The organism is Faecalibacterium sp. i21-0019-B1, assembly GCF_042852915.1.
Taxonomy (GTDB): domain Bacteria; phylum Bacillota; class Clostridia; order Oscillospirales; family Ruminococcaceae; genus Faecalibacterium; species Faecalibacterium taiwanense.
On record NZ_AP031425.1, the window covers coordinates 2,986,558 to 3,012,364 of the forward strand.

Annotated in this window: 20 protein-coding genes; 8 read left to right on the forward strand and 12 right to left on the reverse strand. The window is 58.9% G+C overall.

The features are described from left to right. The first annotated feature begins 7 nt into the window (after window positions 1-7). Entirely contained in the window at window positions 8-547 is a 540-nt protein-coding gene (locus tag ACGHP1_RS14815) for a histidine phosphatase family protein (RefSeq protein WP_097776749.1), read from the forward strand. Between the two features lie 324 nt (window positions 548-871). Here the strand turns inward: ACGHP1_RS14815 and ACGHP1_RS14820 are convergent, their stop codons facing one another. Together ACGHP1_RS14820 and ACGHP1_RS14825 are read right to left on the reverse strand one after the other, a co-directional pair. Next, the gene (locus ACGHP1_RS14820) at window positions 872-2,578 is read right to left on the reverse strand and encodes a hypothetical protein (protein WP_390509779.1); all 1,707 of its coding nucleotides are present in this window, start codon (window positions 2,576-2,578) and stop codon (window positions 872-874) included. Window positions 2,579-2,583: 5 nt separating this feature from the next. Then, window positions 2,584-4,641, reverse strand: a complete 2,058-nt coding sequence (locus tag ACGHP1_RS14825; protein ID WP_390509780.1) for an RND family transporter — start codon at window positions 4,639-4,641, stop codon at window positions 2,584-2,586. Between the two features lie 338 nt (window positions 4,642-4,979). Here ACGHP1_RS14825 and ACGHP1_RS14830 point away from each other — a divergent pair, with 338 nt between their 5' ends. Further along, complete coding sequence (locus ACGHP1_RS14830) at window positions 4,980-6,329, forward strand: MATE family efflux transporter (RefSeq protein ID WP_120081256.1); 1,350 nt, start codon at window positions 4,980-4,982, stop codon at window positions 6,327-6,329. A 128-nt stretch (window positions 6,330-6,457) separates the two neighbouring features. Further along, window positions 6,458-7,195 (forward strand): Type 1 glutamine amidotransferase-like domain-containing protein, encoded by a 738-nt coding sequence (locus tag ACGHP1_RS14835; protein WP_005937502.1) that lies wholly within the window; start codon window positions 6,458-6,460, stop codon window positions 7,193-7,195. Between the two features lie 156 nt (window positions 7,196-7,351). Here ACGHP1_RS14835 and ACGHP1_RS14840 read toward each other — a convergent pair whose 3' ends face one another. The 6 genes from ACGHP1_RS14840 to ACGHP1_RS14865 all read right to left on the reverse strand — a co-directional run bounded on the left by ACGHP1_RS14840 (window position 7,352) and on the right by ACGHP1_RS14865 (window position 15,375). After that, the gene (locus ACGHP1_RS14840; RefSeq protein WP_154260246.1) at window positions 7,352-8,278 is read right to left on the reverse strand and encodes an Abi family protein; all 927 of its coding nucleotides are present in this window, start codon (window positions 8,276-8,278) and stop codon (window positions 7,352-7,354) included. Continuing rightward, window positions 8,275-11,589, reverse strand: coding sequence for an ATP-binding protein (locus ACGHP1_RS14845; protein ID WP_390509781.1), 3,315 nt, complete (start codon window positions 11,587-11,589; stop codon window positions 8,275-8,277). Before ACGHP1_RS14845 ends, ACGHP1_RS14840 begins: the two co-directional genes overlap by 4 nt. Then, window positions 11,586-12,182 (reverse strand): DUF4194 domain-containing protein, encoded by a 597-nt coding sequence (locus ACGHP1_RS14850; RefSeq protein ID WP_005937508.1) that lies wholly within the window; start codon window positions 12,180-12,182, stop codon window positions 11,586-11,588. The genes ACGHP1_RS14845 and ACGHP1_RS14850 overlap by 4 nt, the downstream gene beginning before the upstream one ends. Continuing rightward, entirely contained in the window at window positions 12,169-13,596 is a 1,428-nt protein-coding gene (locus tag ACGHP1_RS14855; RefSeq protein ID WP_349935612.1) for a Wadjet anti-phage system protein JetA family protein, read from the reverse strand. The genes ACGHP1_RS14850 and ACGHP1_RS14855 overlap by 14 nt, the downstream gene beginning before the upstream one ends. Before the next feature lie 326 nt (window positions 13,597-13,922). Beyond that, window positions 13,923-14,456, reverse strand: a complete 534-nt coding sequence (locus tag ACGHP1_RS14860) for a hypothetical protein (RefSeq protein ID WP_390509782.1) — start codon at window positions 14,454-14,456, stop codon at window positions 13,923-13,925. A gap of 445 nt (window positions 14,457-14,901) precedes the next feature. Next, window positions 14,902-15,375 carry a hypothetical protein gene (locus ACGHP1_RS14865; RefSeq protein ID WP_390509783.1) on the reverse strand — a complete coding sequence of 158 codons (474 nt, stop codon included), beginning with the start codon at window positions 15,373-15,375 and terminating at the stop codon, window positions 14,902-14,904. 437 nt (window positions 15,376-15,812) lie between these two features. On the opposite strand from ACGHP1_RS14865, the gene ACGHP1_RS14870 reads away from it, so the two are divergent. Next, window positions 15,813-16,484: a hypothetical protein gene (locus tag ACGHP1_RS14870; RefSeq protein WP_390509784.1), complete on the forward strand. Its 672-nt coding sequence runs from the start codon at window positions 15,813-15,815 to the stop codon at window positions 16,482-16,484. A 227-nt stretch (window positions 16,485-16,711) separates the two neighbouring features. On the opposite strand, the gene ACGHP1_RS14875 is transcribed toward ACGHP1_RS14870, so the two are convergent. Next, window positions 16,712-17,044 carry an acylphosphatase gene (locus tag ACGHP1_RS14875; RefSeq protein WP_097774075.1) on the reverse strand — a complete coding sequence of 111 codons (333 nt, stop codon included), beginning with the start codon at window positions 17,042-17,044 and terminating at the stop codon, window positions 16,712-16,714. Window position 17,045: 1 nt separating this feature from the next. Then, entirely contained in the window at window positions 17,046-18,701 is a 1,656-nt protein-coding gene (locus tag ACGHP1_RS14880; protein ID WP_097774076.1) for a putative manganese-dependent inorganic diphosphatase, read from the reverse strand. Between the two features lie 234 nt (window positions 18,702-18,935). Here ACGHP1_RS14880 and ACGHP1_RS14885 point away from each other — a divergent pair, with 234 nt between their 5' ends. The 3 genes from ACGHP1_RS14885 to ACGHP1_RS14895 all read left to right on the forward strand — a co-directional run bounded on the left by ACGHP1_RS14885 (window position 18,936) and on the right by ACGHP1_RS14895 (window position 22,034). Beyond that, on the forward strand, window positions 18,936-19,733 hold the full coding sequence (locus tag ACGHP1_RS14885) for a hypothetical protein (protein ID WP_390509785.1): 798 nt from the start codon (window positions 18,936-18,938) through the stop codon (window positions 19,731-19,733). A gap of 90 nt (window positions 19,734-19,823) precedes the next feature. Beyond that, a complete protein-coding gene (locus ACGHP1_RS14890; protein ID WP_120081266.1) occupies window positions 19,824-21,191 on the forward strand; it encodes an MATE family efflux transporter in 1,368 nt (455 codons plus the stop codon). 183 nt (window positions 21,192-21,374) lie between these two features. Then, window positions 21,375-22,034, forward strand: a complete 660-nt coding sequence (locus ACGHP1_RS14895; protein ID WP_390509786.1) for a phosphatase PAP2 family protein — start codon at window positions 21,375-21,377, stop codon at window positions 22,032-22,034. Between the two features lie 56 nt (window positions 22,035-22,090). Here ACGHP1_RS14895 and gluQRS read toward each other — a convergent pair whose 3' ends face one another. Then, window positions 22,091-23,068 (reverse strand): tRNA glutamyl-Q(34) synthetase GluQRS, encoded by a 978-nt coding sequence (gene gluQRS / locus ACGHP1_RS14900; protein ID WP_390509787.1) that lies wholly within the window; start codon window positions 23,066-23,068, stop codon window positions 22,091-22,093. A gap of 276 nt (window positions 23,069-23,344) precedes the next feature. Then, window positions 23,345-24,892: a PTS transporter subunit EIIC gene (locus ACGHP1_RS14905; RefSeq protein ID WP_390509788.1), complete on the reverse strand. Its 1,548-nt coding sequence runs from the start codon at window positions 24,890-24,892 to the stop codon at window positions 23,345-23,347. Window positions 24,893-25,140: 248 nt separating this feature from the next. Here ACGHP1_RS14905 and ACGHP1_RS14910 point away from each other — a divergent pair, with 248 nt between their 5' ends. Further along, on the forward strand, window positions 25,141-25,755 hold the full coding sequence (locus tag ACGHP1_RS14910) for a hypothetical protein (protein WP_390509789.1): 615 nt from the start codon (window positions 25,141-25,143) through the stop codon (window positions 25,753-25,755). Window positions 25,756-25,807: the final 52 nt, after the last annotated feature.

Consider the following 25,807-nt stretch of genomic DNA (forward strand, 5'->3'; position numbering starts at 1 on the left):
GCCACCCATGCATACGCTTTATTTCACCCGCCACGGAGAGACCGTCTGGAACGTTGAAAACAAGATCTGCGGCATGACCGACAGCCCCCTCACCGAGCGGGGCCGCCAGCAGGCCCGGAAGCTGGGCGAAGCCGTCAAAGCCAGCGGGGTGCACATCGATGAGATCCTGTACTCTCCCCTGTCCCGCGCCGCCGACACCGCCATGGCCATTGCCGAGGCCACCGGCCTGCCCGCCCGGTGTGAGCCGCGCCTGCGGGAGCAGTGCTTTGGCAAATACGAGGGCACGCCCCGCAACGGCGGCGAGTTCCGCGTTTCCAAGACCCACTTCGCCGACCGTTACGACGGCGGCGAGAGCATGATGCAGCTGGCCCAGCGCATCTATAACCTGCTGGACGAGCTGAAGGCCGACACCGGCAAGACCTATCTGCTGGTAGCCCATAACGGCATCGCCCGGGTGGTGCAGTCCTATTTCTACGATATGACCAACGAGGAATACGCAGCTGCGGGCATCAAAAACTGCGAACTGGTGGAATATCATTTTGAATGATGTCAGCGGGAAGCAGACGATTTAAAATGGCTCCGCGTGCGCTGCGCCATAAACAGCGGAAATATTATTTTTATAATTTGCAGTTCCGAAACGACTGCGGTCGTTTCGGAACTGCTTTTTCACCGATCGGGCCGTATCGGTCAAATGCATCTTTTCCGCTGCGCGACGGCCGCGGGCCGACAGCGGCAAGATGCCGTTTATCTCCACGACCTTCCCCGTGAAAAGTGAAAGCCAGAAAATCCGCAGATTTTCTGGCTTTCTTTCTATAAAAAATAATTTTTCCTCTGATATTGTCAGAGCGAAGCGGAGACAATTTTAAATCTGTCAGCCTTTATACAGCCCAAACAGCTTGAGCAGCTTCTGCCAGAAGGTCAGGGTCACAGCCGCCGGTTCCGGCTGGGCTGCTGGAGCCGGGGCTGTGATGGCAGTGGTCTGCAACGCAAACTGCACCGCGCCCACCTCGGTGTTCTCTGCCGAGGTGAAGCTCTGCACCTCCCCGCCGCCGGAAAGACTGTTCAGCAGGCTGTCCAGCTGGGCATCCATGTCGATGCCGGAAACGCTGCTGCGCAGCTCGCCGGTGCCGCCGGTCAGCTGTGCAGCACCCTCCGCCAGCTGCGCAACGCCCGCTTTCAGCTGGGCTACGCCGTCGGTGTAGGCGTTCAGGCCGTCGTCCAGCTGGACGTACTGGGCGGCAAGCTGGTTCACGCCGTCGGTGAGCACCGAGAGATTGCCCAGCATCCCAGTAAGCACCCCGGCCAGCTGACGCACCCCGGCATCAAACTCGCCGTAGCTGCCGTTCAGGGTGCTGCTGCCCTCGTGCAGCTGGGCAATGCCGCCGTTCACGGTGTCGAGATAGGTCTGCATGGCATCGATGTTGGCCGTAGACCCCTGCAAAAGCAGGATCACATCCTTGAGCTGCGGCATCATCCACACCATGCCCTGCAGCTGCTCAATAGCCTTGGCATTGCCATCCTTTACCACGTCAAGGTCAAGGCCGTTCTCTTTCAGGATGGCCTTGTAGGCTTCAAAGCTCACCTGCTGCTCCAGCTGTGCCGCGCCCTCATCCAGCCGGGCAATGCCGTCCCGGATCTGGGTGGAGGCATCCAGCAGGGTGTTCAGCTCATCGGTGGAGGCAGAGATGCCGTTCAGCGCGGTCTGCATCTGGGTGAGGGCGGCACGCACCCGGGCTGAGCCGCCGGTCAAGGCACCGGAATTGCCGTTCAGAGTGTCGATGCCCGCCTGCACCTGCGCAATGCCGTCTGCCAGCGCGTTGGCACCATCGTCCAGCTGAACGGAGCCGCTCTGCAGCTGTTCCAGCATCCCGGTCAGGTCCATATCCCCGAGGTCGAGGTTCAGGTTCAGCCGCACGCCGTTCAGGGATACGGCGTCCATGGCAAAATCCGTCACATCGGCGGTGACGGTCACATCGCTGTCCGCGCCCGGCAGCAGGATGTAGGAGAGCTGCTTTTTGCTGCCCACATTCGCCACCGTAGCGCCCGGTGCTTCAATGTTCCGGGCAAGGCCGGTGTCCAGACTCATGGTCACCTGCAGCGCGTAGTCGTCAAAAAAGCTGCCGGTGCAGTCCGGGTTGCGGCTCACCTGCAGCCGGATGGAAAGGGCACCGCTTTTGCCGCCCAGCTCGTCGGGGCTGATTTCTGCCCCGTCCAGCGTATAGGTCAGCTTTACCACCCATGGCAGGGCCGTGGCGGCGTCCATGGTGCCCTCATAATAGAGCTTGCCGTCCTCGGTCACATGCACCGTGACCGTATCGCCGCTCTGCTCCACGGCATCGCTCGTGGTCATGTTGCGCACGGCAGTGTAGCTGCCGTGGTCCGCAACGGTGTCCCCCGCCTGCACGGAAAAGCTGTTCACGGCGTACACGCCGGTCACAGCACCGGAGGCCGTAAGGTTTGCATAAATGACCTCTTCCTTGGCAGCGGAGGCTGCTGCAAAAGCCGGCAGGCTGCTGCCCGCCAGCAGGCAGCCTGCCAGCGCCAGCGCCGACACCCGGCGCACAAATCGATGTTTCATCTCGGTCAAGCCTCCTTCGGCTGTTTTTTCTTTTTTATAATGAGCGGGTCGGCCAGATACAAAAAGCCCGGCAGTGCCGAAAGTACGATGGCCAGCGACACCAGACTGCCCACGCCCAGAAAATTGCCCAGCTGGCCCAGCAGCTGGTTTGTGGAAATGGCTCCCATCAGGAAGCCCACCACCGCCATGGCGCTGCCGGTGGTGCTGACCGAGGTGGTCACAGCGGACACCGTGGCCGCAACGGCTTCTTTGCGGCCCAGCGTCTCGCGGAACTCCTGATAGCGGTCGGAGAAGAGGATGGCGTAATCCACCGTAGCACCCAGCTGCACCGAGCTGATGATGAGATAGGCAATGTAGAACACGTACTGGCCCCGGAAGTACGGGATGGCCAGATTGATCCAGATGGCGGTCTCGATGCTGAGCACCAGAATGATGGGCAAAAGCAGCTGGCGCTTCATGAGGAGCAGGATCAGGAATACTGCGCCGATGGCCAGCAGGTTCACCTTGACCATGTCGGCCGTGATGGTGTCCATCAGGTCATAGGTGCTCACGCCCTGACCGGCCAGATAATAATTGTCCGGGTAATATTGCTGCACCGTGGTGCGCACCCGCTCCACCAGCGCAAAGGCCGCATCGCCCTCGGTGTCGGCATCCACCGTAAGCACCATGCGGGTGTAGCCGCCGGAGACCAACAGCCCCAGCGTATCCCCGGGCACAAACTCCGGCGGAATGGACGCGCCTGCGTTGTCCACATAGGAAAGGATGCCGGTCACCTCCGGGATGGCGTGCAGTGCATCCGAAAGCTTTTGCTGCGTGGCGGTGTCGCCCTCCGGCACCAGTACAACGTAGGTGTCGCTGCGGCCAAAGGTCTTTTCAATGGCGGCGGTGTCCGCACCCAGACGGGTGTTCTCGCCAAACATGTGGGCGGCACCGTAATAATACTGGTTCGAGTTGGAGGCCAGATAGCTGGGCACCATCAGAATGACCAGCACCAGCGCCATGGGCAGCATGATGCGGGCCACAAAGCGGCCAAACTTGTCAAAGCTGGGCAGCAGGGGCCTGTGGTGGGTCTTATCCATCCACTGATACGCTGCCAGCGTGAGCGCGGGCATAAAGGTGAACACGGTGACAAGGCTCAGCACCACGCCCTTTGCCAGCGCAAGGCCCAGATCCGGGCCGATCTGGAACTGCATGAGCACCAGTGCCAGAAAACCGATGACGGTGGTCAGGCCGCTGGATAGGATGGAGCCGGTGGATCTGCACAGGGCATCCACCATGCACTCCTCCGGGCTGGCATCTGGGTTTTCAGCCCGGCACTCCGCAAAGCGGTGGATCAGGAACACCGAGTAGTCCAGCGACACCGCCAGCTGCAGGATGCTGCCCGCCGCGTTGGTGACAAAGGAGATGGTGCCGAAGATGAGGTTCGTGCCGTTGTTGAGCAGGATAGCCGCGCCAAGGCCCGTCAGCACCAGCAGCGGCTCCGCCCAGGAATCGGTGGTCAGGATCAGGATGAACAGCACATACACCACCGCGATGGCGGCGATCTTTGCCACCTCGGTCACGGTGGAGTTGGTGGCAACGGCAGTGGAGACCGCCGCGCCCTCCAGCGCGTTGCCCTCCCCGATCAGATCCCGCACGGCAGCCACGGCTTCCAGACGCTTCTCGTCCTCCACCGTCACGGTGAACAGGGCGCAGCCATCCTTATAATAGCTCTCCACCGTGGCGGTGTCCTGCATCTGCAAAGGCACTGTCACATCCAGACTGTCGTCCAGCCATGCAACGGAGGACACTCCATCGATGGCGGCAAGTTTTTCCTTGTACTCCAGCGCCTGCGGCACCGTGACATCCCGCACCATGACCCGCATGTTGGGGATGCCGCCGGTGAAAGCACCGTTCATCACCTCGATGGCGGTGGTGGAGGGGGATTCCGGCGGCAGATAGTCGTTGATATCGTAATCCACCTTTACCTGACGCACAGCGAACACGCTCAGCACAGCCGCCAGTGCAAACACCGCCAGCACCAGCCTGCGGCGGCGCACGATGGCGGTATAAAAACGTTTCATCAAAACAGGAGTTCTCCTTTCCGGATCCATAAAAAACTTTTATCATTCTAACAGGTTTGATAAACGTTGGAAAGAGACAGTTTATGAATTTTGACCCTCGAATGCCGATTTTTTGATTTTTCTGCCTTGACAACAAAAATAAATTCTGATATGCTTTTTTTCGGTTCATCGGAGGACCGTTTTCAACGTAATTTGAAACGGGCCGGATAAGATGCCGTGCAGACAGCGCCCTGCCGGAGGTTTCGTTGCCGTAGTGACGAAGCAGATCGAGGCCGGGCGTGCACTCACGGACATTTATCCGGCCCGTTTTTTGCACCTTGTGCAGAAAGGAGGACGCCATGTCCAAGCAGCGGATCCAGCTTTCCGATCACTTTACCTATTCCCGCCTTTTGCGGTTCGTACTGCCCTGCATCGGTACCATGTTGTTCACCTCCATCTACGGCATCGTGGACGGCCTGTGTGTCTCCAACTTTGTGGGCAAGACGGCCTTTGCGGCGGTCAACCTCATCATGCCGCTGCCCATGCTGCTGGGCACCATCGGCTTTATGCTGGGCACCGGCGGCAGCGCCATCGTGGGCATCACGCTGGGCGAGGGCGACCAGAAAAAGGCCGACCGCTATTTCACCCTGTTCCTGCTGGCGGCTCTGGTCTCGGTCAGTGTGCTGGCCGTGCTGGGCATTGTGTTTCTGCGGCCCATTGCCGTGCTGCTGGGCGCAAAGGGGGAGCTTTTGGACTATGCGGTGCGCTATGGACGCATCCTGATGGTGTCCCTGCCCACCTTTGCGCTGCAGAATATGTTCCAGAGCTTTTTCGTCACCGCCGAAAAGCCGCACCTCGGCTTCTGGTTCACCGTGGGCGCGGGCTGCACCAACATGGTGCTGGATGTGCTGATGGTGGGGATCTGGGGCTGGGGCGTGGAGGGCGCGGCCATTGCCACCTTTATCAGCCAGCTGGTGGGCGGCGTACTGCCGGTGTTCTACTTCATCGACCGCAGCAACTCCAGCCGCCTGCACCTGTGCAAGACCAGTTTTTACAGCAAAGTACTGCGGGATGCCTGCATCAACGGCTCTTCCGAGCTGATGACCAACCTTTCCATGTCGCTGGTCAATATCCTGTACAACTACCAGCTGCTGCGTCTGGCCGGTGAGAACGGCGTGGCCGCCTACGGTGTCATCATGTACGCAGCCTTCCTGTTCGTGGCGGTGTTCGTGGGCTATGCCGTGGGCAGTGCGCCCATCGTCAGCTTCCACTACGGTGCCCGCAACCACGCCGAGGTGCACAACCTCTACCGCAAGAGCCTGCGGCTCATCGCCGTGGTGGCTGTGACCCTGACGCTGGCTTCCATGTTCATCATCCCCTGTGTGGCGCGCATTTTCGTGGGCTACGATGCGGAATTGCTGGCCCTGACCAGCCGGGCCTTCCGGCTGTATGCGCTGAGCTTCCTCATCATGGGCTTCAACGTGTACGCGTCCTCCTTCTTCACGGCGCTGGGCGACGGCGTGACCAGCGCGCTGATTTCCTTTTTGCGCACGCTGGCGTTTCAGGTGATCGCCATTCTCCTGCTGCCGCTGCTGCTGGGCATCGACGGCATCTGGCTGGCCGTCACCGCCGCCGAGCTGGCGGCTCTGGCCGTGAGCGCCGCCATGCTCCTCACCAAGGACAAGGTGTTCCATTACCGAAAGGCATGATAAGATCCCCTGCTTTCTGCGAAACGGCGAAAAGCGGGGGATTTTTTTGGTGATTCTGGCTCTGCCGCTGGCAGCAAAATCGTGTTAGAATGGACACAGCCTTTATTCACTTTTTATGAGGAATCATTATGACATTGTTTTTGACCAGCAGCCCCAGCGGCTGCCCCTTTGAGCCGGGGCCGGATATTCCGGTGCTGGACACGCGCAACCACTTTGTGGCGAACCTGCGGGCCGTCTGGCCGGATCACGCCGTGCTGGGCCTTGCCATTGCGGCAGACCCCTATGCCTACGAGCAGAACGACGAGATGTGCCGGGTGTTTGCCCAGAGCTTTGCGAACGCCCACCTGCCCCTGACGGCGCTCATCCCCTGCGATGCCCGCAATGCCGAGGAGATCGGTTCTCTTCTGCCCCAAAGCGGCTTTGTGATGCTGTGCGGCGGGCACGTGCCCACCCAGAACCACTTTTTTGCTCAGCTGGGCCTGCCGGGGCTGTTCCACAACTACCACGGCATCGTGCTGGGCGTGAGTGCCGGCAGCATGAACGCCGCCCACATCGTGTACGCCGCGCCCGAGGAACCGGGCGAAGCCGCCGACCCGCACTACTCCCGCTGGATGAACGGCCTTGGCCTGACCGAGACCCGCATCCTGCCCCATTACCAGTTCATCCGGGATCATGTGCTGGACGGACAGAAGGTGGAGGACATCGCCCTTGCCGACAGCAAAAAGCGGCATTTTCTCGCTTTGCCGGACGGCTCGTATATTCTGTGCGCCGACGGCAGCGAGGCGCTGTACGGCAGAGGCTGGTACTTTGCGGACGGGATGATGGAAGAGATCAACGAGGATGAAGATGTATTACCACTGAGATAATGGACTGATTCTCCCACAGGAAAGGCCCCCTATTACGTAGTAATAGGGGGCCTTTCCTGTGGGTAAAAAAATCAAGAGTGGAACATCTTTTTCAAGATATGCCACTCTCTACAAAAGCTTTTGCTTTTCAATTGTATAAGATATTATATCAGAAGTTTAGGTGTTTGTCAATAGGTTTTTTATAACTTTTTCCTGAAATTTATAAACGCCTACGATCTTTGTATTTGTCCTAAAATATTCTTTATGCCGTACAACTCTTCCTTCCAAAAATTCCTGAAGCTCCTCATAACGCTTTTTTCTGGAATTGACCGGCATCAGACAGTCGTATACATACAACAGCGTAATAAAGCTGTTTGTAAATTTGCAGTTCATATTGTTGACGCGCGATGTTTTAGAGATTTCCGGCATAGCTCCAATAAAGTTTGAAATTTCGCTGTTCACCTGCTTTGTTGCATCGATTCTCTCTGTCATCTTATTCAGCAGGCAGTTGCTGTGTGCCGATGCATTGCGGACATCCCGTACGGTGTTCATCAATGTTCTATTCACGATTTTTACGTTATATCGTTTCTCGCAGAAATAGCAGAAATACAGCAGGTCTCCAAATGAAATCAGCTCCACAAACACCCAGATGGGGAAATACGGGTAATACTTTGCAATCAGGTCCTTGCAGTACTCTCCAGCCTTATGCCTGCGTATCCCTTCCAGCACTCTCATCCCGCCTTCTTCTGCAAGAAAGCGGCGGACGATATCATATCCATCTTCCTGCGGGTCCTTTGTTGCAAGGTCCACAAGCCGAACTTTGATTGCATGTTCAATGTCCAGGCACATTTCCAGCACCAAATGCCGCAAGTGCATATCCAGTCGAGACAACTCCTGCAAATATGCAAAATCCAGATTCTGGTACATTCCCTTCCGCTTGCCTTCTACGCATTTTTCGTAGTTTGCGCGGTAGGCTGCAAGCTTCATGTAATAATTATTATTCTCCAGAAAATCCATTGCTTCTTTTTCAGAAGTCTCCCGGAATGTGATGCCTTTTTCTTTCATGTGCTCAATCAGCTCTTTGGTCGAAAGCATTGGCTTCATTCTGCATTTTCCTCCTCTCTGTCCTTTTCAATCCGGACAAAGGGCGCAATGGCGTTGGTGTCGCCGTGGCGGACGATGGAGTAGGTGATGTCGCAGTAGGGCTGGATGGCGGTGCTCTTTTCCACGGTGGAGATGAGCAGCACCTGCAGCTGCAGGCGGCGGAACAGCTCCATCATGGGGCGGATGCGGTCGCTGGTCATCTTGCTGAAAGCTTCGTCCAGCAGCACAAGACGGATGCTGTTCTCGCTCTTTTCGTAGATCTGCAGAAGGCTGGCGCAGATGGCCACATAGAAGGGGGCCTGATTCTCGCCGCCGGAGGAGTCGCGGCTGACGCGGGACAGATATGCCTGCTGGCCGGTGACCCGGTTCGTCACCTTGATGTCATAGTCCAGATAGGTGCGGTAGTCCACATAGTCCGACAGGGTCACGCCGCCGGTGCGGCCCTCCTGCCGGGCGCGGGTGTTCTCGTCCACGTCCGCCATGATCTTTTCCATCAGCTCGTCCACCTGACGCTCATAAGCAGGGTCGGCGGTGGCGGCAAGGTTGTCCAGAGAGTCGCCCTCGGTCATCTGCTGGTTGCCCTTGTCCACGATGACCTGATAGAAGGCCGCCAGCTGCGGGTCGCGGCTGGGCTCCAGCTCAAAGCGGTAGACCTCCTCGCCGTAGGTCAGCTGTTCCATCACCTTGTTCAGCTCCCGGAACTGCCGCCGGGCGTTGAAGATATCGTCCTTCATGCGGAACAGGATATCCTTGCGGAAGCGGTCCTTGCAGTCCCGCTGGGCCTGCTCCAGACGGGCGGCGTAGCGTTCCAGATCGATGCGCACAAGGCTCTCGTGCTGGGCGCGGTACTGGTCCAACCCCGCAAGGCCCAGCGGATAATCGCACACATAGTGCTCGTTGTAGGCCTTCTGGGCCGGTTCCAGCGTGCCGGTCAGATAGACGGCCAGCGCATCGTCCAGCTTGGCCTGCGCCTTTTCCGCAGCCTGTGCGGCGGCGCGGGGCTTATCTGCCGGGGCCAGCGCCAGCATCCGGGTGCGGGCCAGCGGCTCCACCAGCGGATGCGCCGCAAAGAAGTTCCGGGCAGCATCGGCGCTCTGCTGGGCCGTTTCCCCTGCCTTTTTCTGCTCTGCTTCGCAGGAGGCGATCTGCTTTTGGCACACGCGGATGTCGCCGCCCGCCTGCTCCACGGCGGCACGGGCAGCCTCCCATGCGGCTTCGCGGGCTTCTTCCTCCTTGTAAAGCTGCTGCAGCAGCGGGTTCTCGCGGCACTCGGTGAGCTTTGCTTCCTGTTCGGTCACAGCATTCTGTGCGGCAGTCAGTGCGGCGCGGGCATCCCACAGCGCAGCCAGCTCGTCCAGTGCCGTGCCCCGCAGCAGGGTCTGGTACTGGTTATAGGCGGCTTTCAGGTTCTGTTCTGTCTGGGCGGCAGCACGGGCGCTTTCCCCCAGAGCTTCCAGCTCGGCCGCCAGCGCCCCGGCGCGGGCGCGGCGTGCGTCCAGACCGATATACCGCTGGGGAGTGCGCAGCCGTTCCAGCCGGAAGGGGTGGTGGCGCAGAAGGTCGCGGGTGGCGCTGTCGGGATGCTGTTCCAGCGTATCGGGGGTGTCGCAGCAGACGATGCGGCCCAGAATGGTCTGGGCATACTGTGCAGCCAGCGGGTTTTCGCTGCTCACCTGCGCGGCAAGGCTGTCCGGGCCGTACTTGTCGGCGCGGCGGTTGGCCTTGCGGATGCCCGGGGTGTCCAGCAGGCTGATGGGGCCAACCTTGTCCTTCAGAGCCACAAAGGCGCTTTTGGCGGCTTCGTAGTGGGCGGGCGGCACAAGGATATCAAAGCGGCGGTCGCCAAGGCAGGCTTCCACGCAGTCCTGCCAGCTTTCGTCCTCCACGTTCAACAGTTCACAGAAAATTTTCGCATCCGGCTGCATGCCCCGGCTCTTGAGTTCCGCATTCACGGCATCCCGCACCCGGGTGGCGGCATCGCCGTGGGGGTAGACCCACTTGCCGCCGGACACCGCGTCCAGCTCGGCGCGCTTGCCGGCCTGCTCCTTCTGCAAAGCAGCAGTGTTCTGGCGGGCAGCAAAATAGGCTTCCTCCAGCGGTTTTTCCTGCGCGGAGAGCCATGCGGTGAGCTGCGGCAGAGTGTCCGCCGTCAGCTCTTCGGCCTTGATGCCGGCAGCAAAGCCGCTGCGGCGCAGCACAGCCAGCAGGCTCTGGGTGCGGGCAAGGGCACTTTCTGCCTTTTCGGCTTTGCGTGCGGCGGTATCCAGCGCCGTTTTGCGGCGGGAAAGCTCCTCGGTCAGGGCATCCAGTGCCCGGCCCTCGCCGCTGGCGCTGGCGGCACCGTGGGCGGAAAGATAGGCCCGGCGGGCTTCCGCTTCGGCATTTTTGGCCTCGGCATAGCGGGCGTTCAGCTGTTCCAGCTGGCGGCGGCCCGCATCCAGATGCTCCTGCCAGACGGTCTGTTCGCTGCCGTCGGCAGCGGCGCGGGCCAGCAGCGCCGCGCCCCGGTTCACAAGGGTCTGGGTCTGCTTTTCGGCAGCTTCGCGGCCAAAATCCACGATCTCTTCCAGCGCGTCGGCGCGGGTCTGTGCTTCGGCCAGCACGGCGTGCAGATTTTCCAGTTCCAGCCGGTCGCCCTGCAAAGCGTCCAGATCCAGCTCCGGCTGGGGCAGGATGTACTGGTACAAAAACTCCCGGAAGTTGGGGATCTCGTCCATGCTGGTGCCCATCTGGAACACCTCGTTGAACTTTTTGCCCAAGGGGCTGGAGGCGCGCCCAATGCCCAGCGCACGGCAGATGCGGTCCCGCGCTTCGCTGGGGCTGCGGGTGTAGGAGAGACGGCCCGCTGCGGGCTTGAAGTCCTCCTTTGCGCTGGGTGCACCGGTCTTGGGGTCGATGAAGGGCAGCTGTTCCAGCGTGCAGCCGTCCTCCGAAAGATACCATGTCTGATCGCCGGGGTGCAGCTCCTGCATGGGGCCTTCGGACTCCACCCGCACCGCGATGACGAAGGGGGTGCGCTTGACGCTGTCCCAGAACTCCGCCCCGATGTAGGCCACAGTATGGCCCGGGCGGCGGTAGGCGTTCTCGCCGCGCTGCTTTGCGTGCACCGAACCCTGCAGGGTGCGGCCGCTCTTTTTATTGCCCAGCGCATTGAAATTGCGGTTGGTGGTCAGGCAGTAGCGGATGGCATCCAGAATGGTGGTCTTGCCCACGGCGTTCACGCCGATCATATAGGTCAGGCGGGCGCAGTCGAAGGTGACATTTTCAAAATTGTGCCAGTTGATAAGCTTCAGCCGTTTGAGTTCGATCATTCTTCACCCTCCCCTGCTTCTTCCGGTCGTTCATAAAGGCCAAGCTCTGTGCGGGTGCGGGCAGATTCTGCCGCTGCATCCGCAAGGTCGGCATCCGGCAGGGCCAGCAGCACAGTGGGAAATACCTCAATGCGGCTGTCCAGCCCGGAAAGCCGCCCCACAGGCCGCGCCAGATTGTACCGGCGCAGGGTGCGCATGAGGTTTTCCAGCGTTTTCTGGTCCAGACGGCGGGGCAGATTCATCTTCTGCAGTTCGGTCTGCACCTCTTCCACCGTCACCAGCACCTCGTCGGCATTGGCCGCAAGGCTCTCGCGCTTTTGCAGGTACAAAAGCCGCAATACCAAAAGCAGGATGCTCTCGTATTTCAGCAGCCGGGCCTGACTGCCCTCGTGGCCGTTGACCAAAGCCGCCGCCTGCAGGGGTGCCGGGTACAGCAATACAGAATAGCCCAGCGGGGCGAACACAGCGCGCACCTCGTCCAGATGGTCCTGCACATAAAGATATTTTGCCCGCTGATCCTCCACGCCGCCCAGCACGAAGCAGTGGTTCAGCAGGTAATTCGCGGTTTCTTCCAGCATGTTAATGGTTGCCATTTTCTTCCTCCCTGCGGCGGGTGAGGACAAAGTCCTCAAAGCGGAAACCGCCGCGCTCCACCCAATTGCCGGTGAGCTGAATGTCATAATCCCGGTGCGGTGACTGCGAGTAGGTATGCAGGCCGATGATGCGGGCAAAATCGTTCGGGTATTCGTCTGCCAGAAGTGCCGCGTTCACCTGCGGGCGGGCGGCAAGGGCCTGCCGGGCCAGCAGGGCCACGTTCTCCTCGGTAACGGCAAGGCGGGCGTAATCCAGCAGCAATTGCTGCTCTTTTTTGAGCTGTTCCGGATCGAATCCTTCGGCGCGCACCGGGGCCAGCGGCTCGGCGGTGCGCTGGGCAGCGGGCGGGTACAGAAATTTCTCCCCGAACACTGCCGCCGGGTACAGATGCAGCCGCTTTGCCACCGGGCCGTCGTCCGGCTCAAACAGCTGTTCCGGGGTGCGGATGTCCTCGGCATAGCGGCGCAGCAGGGCGGTGACGCTGCCCTGCGACGAGCGGTCGCTCAGCAGCAGGAATTGTGCCCGCTGCACGGCCCGCTTGCGGTAGCGGATGTGGCTGGCGTCGATCTCGCGCATGAGCAGGCTCATCTCTTCCAGCGCGTCCCGCTGCTTCTGGATGAGTGCACGCACGGCAGGTGTCGCTTCGTTCGGTGCGCAGCGCTCCACCCGGGCATAATCAAAGGCCAGCTGCGGCAGGTAGTTCTCCTCGCAGTCGTCCAGCTCCTCTTCCAGATAGGCGCGGTAGTTGAACAGGTTGTCGCTGGTCTTGAAGCGGTGGTAGGCCGCCGCCACCACCTTTTCCTCGTACTGGTCGAACAGTTCCAGCACCTCCTGCGGGGTGCGGTTGCGGGTGAGCCGGTCGATATAGTGGCCGATGGAGGCATTGAGCGCCCGGAGGGAGCGGTTCAGCGCGTCAAGGTCTGCGTCCACCTCCCGCAGAACGTTCTCATAGGGGCTTTTTTCCTGCCCGATGCTGCCCAGCAGCTGCCATGCCTTGTACAGCTTTCCGGTATAGGTAACTACGCGGGGATTCAGGATCTCTTCCAGCGCTTCCAGCAGCGGCGTTACCTCCGGCACAAAGGCAAGGGACGCTTCCCCTTCGTAGCTGCCGGGCTGCTCTTCCAGCCAGCCGGTGCGGCGCAGCCGCAGCAGAAAGCCCACGGCCAGCGTGTGAGGGTCGCGGGTGGGCTGCTCTTCTTCATCGCCCGCACCGTCGGCATCCAGCGCAAGGGGCTTTGCCAGTGCGGCAAAGTAATCCTCGGCACGCCAGACGGCCTCCGCACGGGAAATGCTGTAATCCGCCGTGTGGCGGCACTCCTCCCAGAGCAGAAGCAGCAATTCCGCATAAAAAGCCCGGTTCGGCCCCGCCAGCGGGCGGAACAGCCGCGGGGACACCAGTTCAAACAGCTGCATGGAAACGTCCTTTCCTGTTCACATCAGAATACGTTTTTATTGTACCACAAAACGACACGGTTTGACAGAGAAACCATTCAGAATTGCCGCCGGGAGGGGCGGGGCAGACTCCTTCTGTCAAACCCTGCGGGTTTGCCACCTCCCTCAGTGAGGGAGGCTCTGGCGAAACCGGAAGCTTTGCACCTGAGCCGGAAGCTTTGCCGATGCGAAAGGCTCCCTCTTTGAGGGGGCTGTCGCCGCAGGCGACTGGGGGAGTTTGCTTCTAAACGCAAAAAAGCCCCGGGGAGCGGGATGCTCCTCGGGGCAATAGTTTAATTGTAATCCGCTTACTTGCTCAGTTTATAGCCAATTGCAACATAGGTCTTTCCGCCAACGGTCTTAGTGCCAACACCCAAACCAGTAACTTCGATTTTCGTGTTATTATTTTTACCAGCTTCGATTACTAAATCTGTTGCAGTCTTCATCAACTCAACCATATCAGAATTAACCGTAATCGTTCCTGCCGTTGTTTCTTCATAGTAAACAGCCGTGTACACTTGAGCGTTCTGCTTCGCATTCTCAACACAAACAACTGCACCTACGTAGTTTTTCTCGGTTTTTTTCTCTGCAGTAACAGCAGTCAATGCAATCTTGCCGTCTGCAATTTTGTTCAGTGCTTCTGTTGCCAGTTCCTTGACTTCACTGTTATTGGACCATTCTGTGCCGTATTCCTTGTTCAGTGCAGCCATATATACATCCTGAACTTTCTTCTCGAACTCACTTTCACCAGGGCCACCAGCGCCACCGCCGCACGCGGTGAGCATTGCCAGAACCATCACGCCGGCCAGAAGGGCGGCTGCGAAACGTTTGAACATTTTCATTGTAATGTTCCTCCTGTTTTCAAATTCTGACGGTTTGGGCGACCCCAAATCGCTTTACCCGTCTGAATTTATTTTAGCCATACCCCCCCCCCGCATGTCAACAGGCATATCGCCCAAATTCCGCCCTTCTTTTTGGCAATTGTCCCCAAACACAAAAAAGCCCCGGGGCGGGACGGACTCCTTCCGTCAAACCCTGCGGGTTTGCCACCGCCCTCAGTGAGGGAGGCTCTGGCGAAACCGGAAGCTTTGCACCTGAGCCGGAAGCTTTGCCGCCGGGAAAGGCTCCCTCTTTGAGGGGGCTGTCGCCGCAGGCGACTGGGGGAGTTTGCCCCCAAACGCAAAAAAGCCCCGGAGGGCTTTCCGGGGGAAGGAAAGCTCTTCGGGGAGGAAGGAAAAAGGAAACTGATCAAATCTTTTATGGAACAGCCCAAATCAGCCTTTTAGATCAAGCGAGCTTGCCCACCTGCACCGACACAGCAACGTAAGTCTGTCCGCTCTTGGTTTTTGCAACGACACCCACTCTTGTCCACTTGCTGGACTGTTTGAAATCCACATTGCTGTTCGGATAATTGTTCGTAATAGAATCAATAACGTCCTGCAGCTTTGTATTGTTGTAATCATACTTTACCACAACAGTAAAGGTCAGCTTACCATCTACCCAGTCCATATGAACATTATTCTTAAATCCGTAGTTGCCATGTTCACCGTACAGATAGGCATCCAGATTCTTATCCGCAATGGAGATCATTGCAGAGTCATTATTCTTCAACGGAGTAGCACGCCCGTCGTTGATCGCAGTCATCACGCTGGCCTCAGCCTGTGCATTCTCACCAGAGCCACCACCGCCGCAGGCCGTCAGCAGGGCCAGAGCCATCACACCCACCAGAAGCAGGGCAGCAAATTTCTTCAGCTTTTTCATTGTAAAGCGCCTCCTGTCATTTCAAGATTTTGTTGATTTGTCTCATTTCAGTGCTGTGTTTTCGCACTACAGAACGGGTGTCGTTCTGGCCTGATTATATCCGACAGCAGTTGGTTTTGTCAATCGAGAAGATGCATAAAGTTTCCGAAACATTTTCGTTCAAAATCAATGAAACAGCGACTTTTTTGTTGCAGTATTGAGATACACTGTCCTTATTTCGCAAAGGTTCTTTACCGTGCTGGAAAATCTTCTTCCAGCCGAAAGCTCCATGCTGTTCTTTTCCGGGGCACAGTCCTTCCCGGGTTGAACAGATGTTGTGTTCCGATCCATCTTGATCCATCTTTCAGAATCCTTTCAAAAAATTACGATTTTACACAATTCTACCATTTTTGCATGGTAAAATAAGGTCGTAGAAAAAACAAAGGATGTGGCTCAATATGCAACACTGTCCCGCCCGCGCGGCACAGCGGCTGGCGGCGGCAGTTCTGGCGCTGTGCCTTGTGCTGGCTCTGGCCGTTCCCCACGCACACGCAGCTGCCCTGCAGGAAACGCACGGCATCCGGATGCTGGACTTCAGCACCAGCCAGATCCTTTCCATCGGCAACCAGACCTCCGGCAAATGCAGCTGGTACGCCTTGCGCTATGCACGCACCATTCTGGACGGAAAAGTTTCCTCCGGCAGCGGCATGTGGTCAAACGGTGCGGTCTGGTCTGCGGGCGGCTACTACGGTTATTCCGGCAGCCTGTCCGAGTGCCTGCAGAAGCTTTACACCGAGCTTTCCGCCGGGAAGCCGGTGATCGTGCATCTGAAAAACACCGCGGTGAGCGGCGTAAAACGGCACACGAACCGCACCTCCAGCTATGAATACCACCTGACCAGTTCCGGCTGGAACAAGGTCAATTACCCGCACATCGCCACCAGCGCCACCTATGGCCACTGGGTCTGTGTGGTGGGCATCCGTGCGGATGCAGACCCCGCGAACCTGAAGGAGAGCGATTTCTACGCGCTGGACCCGGCCCGTGTTTCCGCAAACGGCACTCTGGCTGTGACCCGGCTGCTGGACGGCACTATCTGGACAGACAATTCCCCGCTGAAAACGGCAGGTTGATAAATTTAGAAAGAGCAAAAAAGCTGACGCTTTCGCGTCAGCTTTTTTGTTTGTACGAACCCTCTCAGTCTCGCTTTGCTCGACAGCTCTCCCGAAGGGCGAGCTTTATAAGCGGGGATCATTCAAGATCCTCTTCCCGAGAGGCAGTGCTTGCCAAAAAATGTCAAAAAGCTCCCCCATCGGGGGAGCTGGCAAAGCCGACAGGCTTTGACTGAGAGGGTCTCGCATCAATACCCTTTTACCGAGAAGCCCCGCTCCCATGGGTCGGGCGGCAGATCCTTCTGGCGGATGCCGGTGATCTGGATATAATCGCTTTTCTGGATCATGGCGAACAGCCGCAGGAACTTTTCCGGGTCGCCCTGCACTTCCAGCGTCACGCTGCCGTCGTCCTCGTTCTCCACCCAGCCGGTCAGTTCCAGCGTCTGGGCCGCATAGCGGGCGCGGTAGCGGAAGCCCACCCCCTGCACCTGCCCTTCGATGGAATAGCGGCGGCGCACAGTGCCTTCCGGCAGGGCGGGCGGCGTGGCATCCTGTGCTTTTTTATGCAGAAAATCAAACATCTTACAGCTCCTGATAGGCGGTCATCAGCGCCGGGATGAACTGCTTTTTGCGGCTCACCACACCGGGCAGGGTAAAGCTGCCGTCCTCGGCAGGCTGGGTCTCAAAGCCGTCCGAGAGCACCTCGGAAGCATAGCGGCCATCGCTGATGACCACGCTCTCCTCCTTGGGCACGTCGGTGAGCAGCATGTAGATATCCTCCACGTTCTGCTTGTTGCGGGCTTCTTCCAGATAGGGCTGCAGCAGCGCTTCGGCGGCAAGCAGGTTCTTGCGGGTCATGTAGCTGCCCTGCGCCACGCCAAAGCGGATATCACCGCACATGAACACCTTGAAGTCCTGCAGGAACACCTCCTCGGCGGTCTTGCCGTCCAGCTTTTCGCCTGCTTCAAACATCTCGCTGGCAAACTCGTCAATGTCCACACCGGCAATTTTTGCCAGACGCTTTGCAAGGGCCTCGTCCAGCGGGGTGCAGGTGGGGCTGCGGAACACCAGCGTATCCGAAAGGATGGCCGCCAGCAGAAGGCCTGCGATCTGCGGCGGGATCTCCATACCGTTCTCGTCGTACATCTGGGTGATGATGGTGGCAGTGCAGCCCACCGGCTGGTTGCGGAAGTACACCGGGCCGCTGGTCTCCAGACTGCCGATGCGGTGGTGATCAATGATCTCCAGGATTTCGGCCTGATCGAAGCCCTCCACGGCCTGGGTGGCCTCGTTGTGGTCCACCAGGATGATGCGGCGTTTTTGCAGATTGATGATGTTGCGGCGGCTGACCATGCCGCAGTATTTGCCGTCCTCGTCCAGGATGGGGAAATAGCGGTGGCGCACCTTGGCCATCACACGGGTGACGTCTGCCACCGGGGTGACGAGGGTGAACTTCATGATGTCGCTGCGGGTCATATAGTAGGAGATGGGAGCGCACTGGCTGATCAGCTTACCGGCGGCGTAGGTGTCCACCGGGGCCGACATGATGGCCACGCCCATTTCCTCGGCAATGCGCTGGATGGTGCGGCCCACCTTGGAGCCGTTGCAGATGATGAGCAGCGACGCTTCTTTTTCAATGGCGCACAGCTGGCTTTCGTAGCGGTTGGTCAGGATGACGATGTCGCCTTTTTCCACGGTATTTTCCAGCATTTCGGGCGTGGCGGTGCCGATGCGGATGTGGCCGGTGGTGCACACGTCGTCCTCGCGGCCCACCACCATGGTGCCGCCCAGCGTTTCCAAAATATTGCGGTAGGTGGTCTGGCTCTTGGCCAGGATGCCGGTGTCGAACACGTCCATGTTGGCGGTGGCGATATCCTTCACGGTGATCACGCCCTCCAGCTCGTTGTCCGGGCTGGTGACCGGCAGGGTGTCGATCTGCTTGTCGCGCATGATCTCCCACGCCTTGCGCAGGCTGGTGGAGCCGGGGATGCCGGGCATCTCGCGGTAGTCCACATCGCGGATCTTCGGGTTCACGTCCGTGCACATGCGCGGGGGCTTTACCCCGAACTTTTTGAGCACGAACTCGGTCTCCTGATTCATTTTGCCTGCACGGCGGGGCTCACAGACCAGATCACTGGTCTTATTTTTCAGCTCTGCATAGGCAATGGCCGAGCAGATGGAATCGGTATCCGGGTTGCGGTGGCCGATCACGACCACCTTATGGGCTGCTTTTGGCATATTGTTCCCCCTTTGGGTTCTGATTTACCTTTTATTTCTTATCTCATTTACCACAGTGCACTCCCCGCTCCTGCAAAGCGCGGTGCACCTCAGGTTTATTTTAGCACAATTGCCTGCACGGGTAAAGTGGAACAAACACGCTGCGGCGCGGCTTTTCCGCCTGCCGCATTCCTTGACAGACCCTGCAAAAAACGGTAAGCTTTACCTGAAAAAAAAACACAAATGGAGGCATCTATGAAAAAACAGTTTTTCCGCATCCTCTCCTGCTGCGTGCTGCTGGCCTGCCTGTGCGCCCTGCCCGCCTACGCACAGGAACCCAAGGCCGCACAGCCCGCCGCAAAAGAGGATAAGGTGGTAACAGATATCACCGGTTCTGCCGACCTGATGCGCAATGTCGTTGGCTTTACCACCAACTTTGGCGGGCCGTACCACTTTGCGCAGGCAGACCACAAGTCCCCTGCGCAGGCCTACGGTGATGCCCCTGCCGAGGGAGCCGTTGCGGTGCTGCGGCTTTTTGCCCGCGCCGATGACCACGGCGATGTTCCCCTCAACACCAGCGGACACAGCTTCCTCACCATCACCAATGTCTCGGAGCAGGATATCAATGTGGGCGGACTGCTCATTGCGCCGGATACGTCCATCACCGTAAGCACCCGCGGCAACCGCTGCGAGCATTCCGGCATCTGGTACAATCTGGAGGGCTACTACAAATATTACCTGAACGCTTCTTACTATCAGAATCTTTACGGCATTCAGGTCTCACTGGACCAGAGCCAGCTAGACACTGTAAATCAGGCATTGGCCAACGCAGACCACTGGTCGGTCATTTACAACTGCACCTCGTTCTCTGCGGGCCTCTGGAATGCCGTGTGCTCCGATACGCTCTGCGCCGGTGTGCCCGAGACCCCGGCCGACCTGAAAGCGGACATGCTGAGGAAGTACCCAGACAAGACGGTGTTCGGGCTGACCGTTCCGTATGATTATATCGTATATTACGGCACCAGCCTGACCCCCAGTCAGGAATTTTCCTGACAGAAGATTTTCTCTTGTAATTCTGCGCGTTCCGCTGTATGATATAGATCATGTATCCAAGTGTATCTTGTCACCGTTACGGAGGAACCTATGACAGCAACCAAAACGCCCGCGTTCCATAAGCCGCCGCTGTTCACCCGGCAGCAGCTCATTGCCCTGCTGCTGCCGCTGATCGCAGAGCAGGCGCTCAGCGTGACCATCGGTCTGGCCGACACGCTGATGGTCTCCTCGGTGGGGGAAGCCGCTGTTTCCGGCGTGAGCCTTGTGGACAGCTTCAACACCCTGATGATTCAGATCATGAGCGCCCTTGCCACCGGCGGCGCGGTGGTCACCAGCCAGTACATCGGCCGGCAGGAGCCAAAGGATGCCAAGAATGCAGCGGCGCAGATCCTGTTCATCCTGTCCAGCTTCAGCCTGCTGGTGGCCGCCGTTGTGGTGGCGGGCCGCCATGCCATCCTGCGCGGCATCTTCGGCTCCATCGACGTGGACGTGATGCGCTATGCCGAGACCTACTTCCTGCTCTCGGCCCTGAGCTACCCGTTCATCGGCCTGTACAACGCCGGTGCGGCCCTGTTCCGGGCGCAGGGCAACAGCAAGATCAGCATGATGTCCAGCCTTGTAATGAATGTGGTGAACATTGGCGGCAACGCCGTGCTGATCTACGGCTTCAAAATGGGCGTGATGGGTGCCGCACTGGCCAGCCTTGTGTCCCGCGCCATTGCCTGCGTGGCTGTGCTGTACCTGCTGCAGCGGCCCGCCTGCCCGCTGCGGGTGGACGGCCTGCAGGCCCTTGCCCCGAAGGCACGGCTCATCCAGCAGATCCTGCGGGTGGGCATCCCGGCCGGTATTGAAAACGGCATGTTCCAGATCGGCAAGCTGTCCGTTTCCAGCCTGACCTCCACTCTGGGCACCGCCGCCATTGCGGCCAACGCCGTGGCAAACACCACCACCACCTTTTTGAACATCCCGGCCAACGCCGTGGGCATGGCTGCGCTGACCGTGGTGGGCCAGTGCCTTGGCGCAGGCGAAAAAGATCAGGCCGTGTATTACTCCCGCCGCCTGATGCTGTTTGCCTACTGCGGCGCATGGTTCATGAACCTTTCGGCCTTCCTGTTTGCCAACAAATTTGCACTGGGCCTGTTCAGCCTCTCGCCGGAAGCCTACGCCATGGCGCTGGAAGTGATGGTGTGGTTCAACATCGTTTCGCTGTTCATCTGGCCTTCCAGCTTTACCATGCCCAACATCCTGCGTGCGGCAGGCGATGCCCGCTTTACCATGACCGTGAGCATCGTGTCCATGTGGGCCTTCCGGGTGGGCTTCTGCTACCTGTGTGTGCTGGCCTTCCACGGCGGCCTGCTGGCCATCTGGATGGGCATGTATCTGGACTGGGCGTTCCGCTCCCTGTGCTTCTTTGTACGCTTCGTGCGCGGCAAGTGGCTGGAACAGCAGGTCATCTGAATCTTTCCTCTGCATTTTATAAGAGCCTGCCGCGAAGGCAGGCTCTTTTTTACGCAATACGCACAAATAATTTATTTGTTTTTCAGCAATGTTGTCTGCTTTCATTCTTGTTTTTGTCACATTCCCGGCGTATAATTTCACAGTGCTAAGAGCTTTCACTTCTGCAAAAAGGAGGCTTTTTCAATGAAACGCAGTTGGTTTTCGCGCCATCCGCTTTGCTTCATGGCGCTGTATCTCATACTTTATCTTTCCGCATTCAATTTCCTGAACACCCAGATCCATATGCCGCACATCCTCGTGCACTGCCGGCTGGACGATCTGATTCCCTTCTGCAAATATGCGGTCATCCCCTATTTTGCATGGTTTCCGTGGATCCCGTTCACCCTGTTCTTCCTTCTGTGGAAGGCACCCCGGGAGGACTTCTGGCGGCTGTGTATGCCGCTGTTCAGCGGTATGACCATTGCGCTGGCCTGCTACGTGATCCTGCCCACCGGGCTGAATCTGCGCCCCTGCTATGTGCCGGGCACAGACATCTTCGCCCGTGCGGTGCGGTTCCTGTACAGCACCGACACACCCATCAATGTCTGCCCGTCCATCCATGTGTTCAACTCGGTCACGCTGATGCTGGCCTATCACCGCTGCCGCATTTTTGAGCAGCCCCGGTTCCGCTGGATGCGCCTGGCCGCTGATGTGCTGTGCATCTCCATTGTATGCTCCACCATGCTGCTCAAGCAGCACAGCTGCATCGATGCAGCGCTTGGCGCTTTGCTGGCGCTGGCACTGGATACCGCGTTCAGCCGTATGATGGACACCAACAATCTGCCGCAGATGCGCCGCATCTGAATCTCTATAAAAAAGAAATGCGCTGTCATCGGGGGACAGCGCATTTCTTTTTTTGTTCAGAACAGATTCTCCGGCAGGCAGACATCCTGCTTTGGCACCTTTGCCCAGGAAAAGTCTTTGATCAGGCTTTCCGGTGTGCGGGGCGCAGGCTCCGGCTGCAGGCCGTAGGCGTAGGCAAGCTTGCCCACGATCTCCTGCGCGGTATACTTTTCCCGCAGGTTTTCCAGACTCTGGTCGCCATCGCGCTTGGAGAGCCGCCGCCCATTCGAGGCCAGCAGCAGCGGGCAGTGGGCAAACCCCGGTGCCTGCAGGCCCAGCAGGCGGTACAAATACAGCTGCCGTGCCGTGGACGAAAGCAGGTCTGCACCGCGCACCACTTCGGTAACGCCCATGCGGGCATCGTCCACCACCACGGCCAACTGATAGGCGAACACGCCATCCGCCCGGCGCAGGTAGAAGTCACCGCAGTCGTGCAAAAGATTTTCGGTGTGCGGGCCCATGCAGCCATCCACAAATGTGATGTCCTCGTCCGGCACCATCAGACGATAGGCAGGGGCCTTCTTTTTGCGTTTTTCCTCAATTTCGGCAGCGGTCAGGCCGCGGCAGGTGCCCGGATAGACCACGTTGCCGTCCGAGGTATGGGGCGCGCTGGCCGCGTGCAGCTGGGCGCGGGAGCAAAAACACGGGTACACAAGGCCGCGCTCTTCCAGCTTTTTGTAGCTTGCGGTGTAGATCTCCGCGCACTCACTCTGGTAATAGGGGCCGTTCGGCCCACCGGTGCTGCCGCCCTCGTCCCACGCAAGGCCCAGCCAGTCCAGATCCTGTTCCAGCAGGTCAGCATAGATGCGCGGGCAGCGCTCGGCATCCAGATCCTCAATGCGCAGCACGATACGCCCGCCCTGACTTTTTGCGCTGAGCCACGCCAGCAGGCTGCAGGCCAGATTGCCAAAATGCAGCCGCCCGCTGGGGCTGGGGGCAAAGCGGCCGGTTGGCGGTATTATCTCCGATTTATCACAATGTGCTTGGTTTTGCATTGGGGGTCCTTTCAACCGCTGGACGATTTAAAATTGCCGACGCGTTCGCTTTGGCAATATCAGCGGAAATATTATTTTTAAATTTGTAACTCCGAAACGACTGCGGTCGTTTCGGAGTTACTTTTTCACGGGAAGGGTCGTAACGGGAAACGGCATGTTGTTGCTGTCGGCTTATTGCCGTCGCGCAGCGACTATAAATCGGTGGAACACAAAAAATCCTTTCGCTCTGCGCGGGAAGCCGCTTTTTCCCTATTATAGTTGCCCGTCCGCCAAAGGTCAACAGACCACCCGGCCAAGCCGCCGCTCCACCGCCTGCCGCACCTCCGGCGCACGGATGCCGTACACGATCTGCACATCGCAGCCGCTTTGCACCACACCGCTGCAGGGCAGGGCTTTCAGGGCCTGCTCCTTGACGAAGGCCGGGTCGTTCACCGTGACACGCAGGCGGGTAAAGCAGTTGTCTACCGTGCGGATGTTCTCCCGCCCGCCAAAGGCTGCAATGAGCTTTTCTACTCCCTGCTCGTCCAGCGGCAGGGCCTTTTCCGGCCGGGACGGCTCTTCCGGGCGGCGGCCCGGTGTAGGCAGGTCCAGCGCCTTGATGAGCACAGTGAACACCACAAAATACACCGCGATCTGGGCAAGGCCCAGCAGATACAGCACCGGGTAGTTCGTGCGGGCCGCACCAGCGGAAAGGTTCATCACAAGCGACCCCAGAAGGTTCGAGGTAAACGCCGTGACTCCGCACAGGTGCAGCAGCACGATGAAGCTGCCGGAGATGGCTGCGTGCGCCAGCCACAAAACCGGTGCCGAGAAGCAGAACAGAAAATCCAGCGGCTCCGTAATGGAAGCCAGCGATGCCGTAAAGGCCAGCGGCAGCAGCTGAAGGGCAGTCTTTTTGCGGCTGCCCCGCCGGGCACAGAAGATGAATGCCGCCGCAATGCCAAAGTAGCCGAAGGTCTTGGTAAAGCCGGTGTACATCCACACGATGCCATCCGAAAACGGCAGGCCGAGGTTATATTCGGTCATCATGACCACATAGGCACCGGTATAGGTGACGCTGCCCACCATAAGCTGACCGCCCAGCTGCGAGAACTGGAACGGCATATACACCAGATGATGCAGCCCTGTAGGGATGAGCAGCCGTTCCAGAAAGCCGTATAAAAACAACCCGATATTGCCGGAAGCGGCAATGAAGCCGGTGACGGCCGCAATGGCCTTCTGGATAGGCGGCCAGACAAAGCAGGCCCCAGAGCCCAGCACCGCCGCCAGTGCCGCCACGCAGGCAAAGGACCACCGCACACCGGAGAACACACCGCCCAGAATGCCGCGGTGGGCTTTTTCGCAGGTGCAATCATACACAAAGGCGGTGAGCAGGCCCAGCAGAATGCCGCCGAACACGCCGGTGTCCACAGTCTGAATGCCCAGCACCATGGTCTGGCCTGCGCTGTACAGGCCGGTAAGCGCATCCGGCTGCGCCAGCAGGCCCAACTCGGTCAGCGTTACATTGCCCGCTGTCAGGTAGACAAGATAGCTCATCAGGGCGATGAACGCCGCCTGATGCTTTTCCCGCTTTGCCAGCGCCGCCGCAAGACCGGTGCAGAACAGCACGCTCAGATTTGAAATGACCGCCGTGAGGCATTTGTAAATGATCCTGCCCGCCAGCTGCACCGGCTCCCACCGCAAAAAGGGCAGCACCCCGGCCAGCGGCGCACTGGTAAGCAGTGCGCCCACCACCAGCAGCAGGCCCGCCGCCGAAAGATAGCTCAGCGGTGCCAGCATTGCGCGGGAGAACCGCTCCAATGCGGCTGTGATGCGGTGCTTCATGGGCGTTTCCCTCCTTTCCGACTGACGTGGGCAGATACTATACTTGTAGTCAACCGATTTTTGCAAAAAATGTCAAGAATGCAAAGTTCCCAAAAATGCGTTTCTTCTTTGTGCAGAGTGCATATTTCCCGCTTGAAATTCGTTCTGCGCTGTCCGATTGACAACCGCCGCGGCAGAACGTATACTTAGGGTGTATCGTTTTGAAGTGCTGCGGCCCGGCTGCGGCACCGCTCAAGGAGGACACCACTATGAAATTGAGATATACCCGCATCCTCTCGCTGCTGCTCTGCGCAGCGCTGGCCTGCAGCATTCTGACAGGCTGCGGCGGCTCAACCGCCAGCAGTTCCGAAGCGCCAAGCTCTGCCAGCAGTTCTGCAAGCTCCGCTGCTTCCGGCGAAGACCTGCCTGATTCCACCACCCGGGCCGACACCTCCGGCCTGAACCCCGGCGATTTTGACGAGAACTCCATCTTCTCCATCACCGGCACCGCTGCCGCCTTTGAGCCTTGTCTGGGCTGGGGGCCGGGTGTTTCCGGCTGCTCGCTCAAATCGGTGATCGCAGCGGCATCCCTGCTGCAGTGGGCAGAAAACGCCCGCCTTGCCTCCCGCACCCCGGAAGCCGTGCAGGAAGCTTTCTACAGCTGGTACGACACGCTGGACGCTGATGAGCAGGAAAGCTTTGCCGAGGCCTGGACGATGATCGAGCCGGACGCGCTGAGCCTTTTGAGCGACAAGGACAGCATGGCTGGCCGCATTGAGGATGCCGGCCTTGACCCGGACACCCTGCCCGGCTGCACCCTGAAGAACTGGCAGGCCCTGCAGACCGTGCTGGACGACTGCGTGCCCGCAGCCGGGGAAGAATGATCCGTCATAAACGCTTCGGATACAACAGCACCGGGCGGTCTTGCGACCGCCC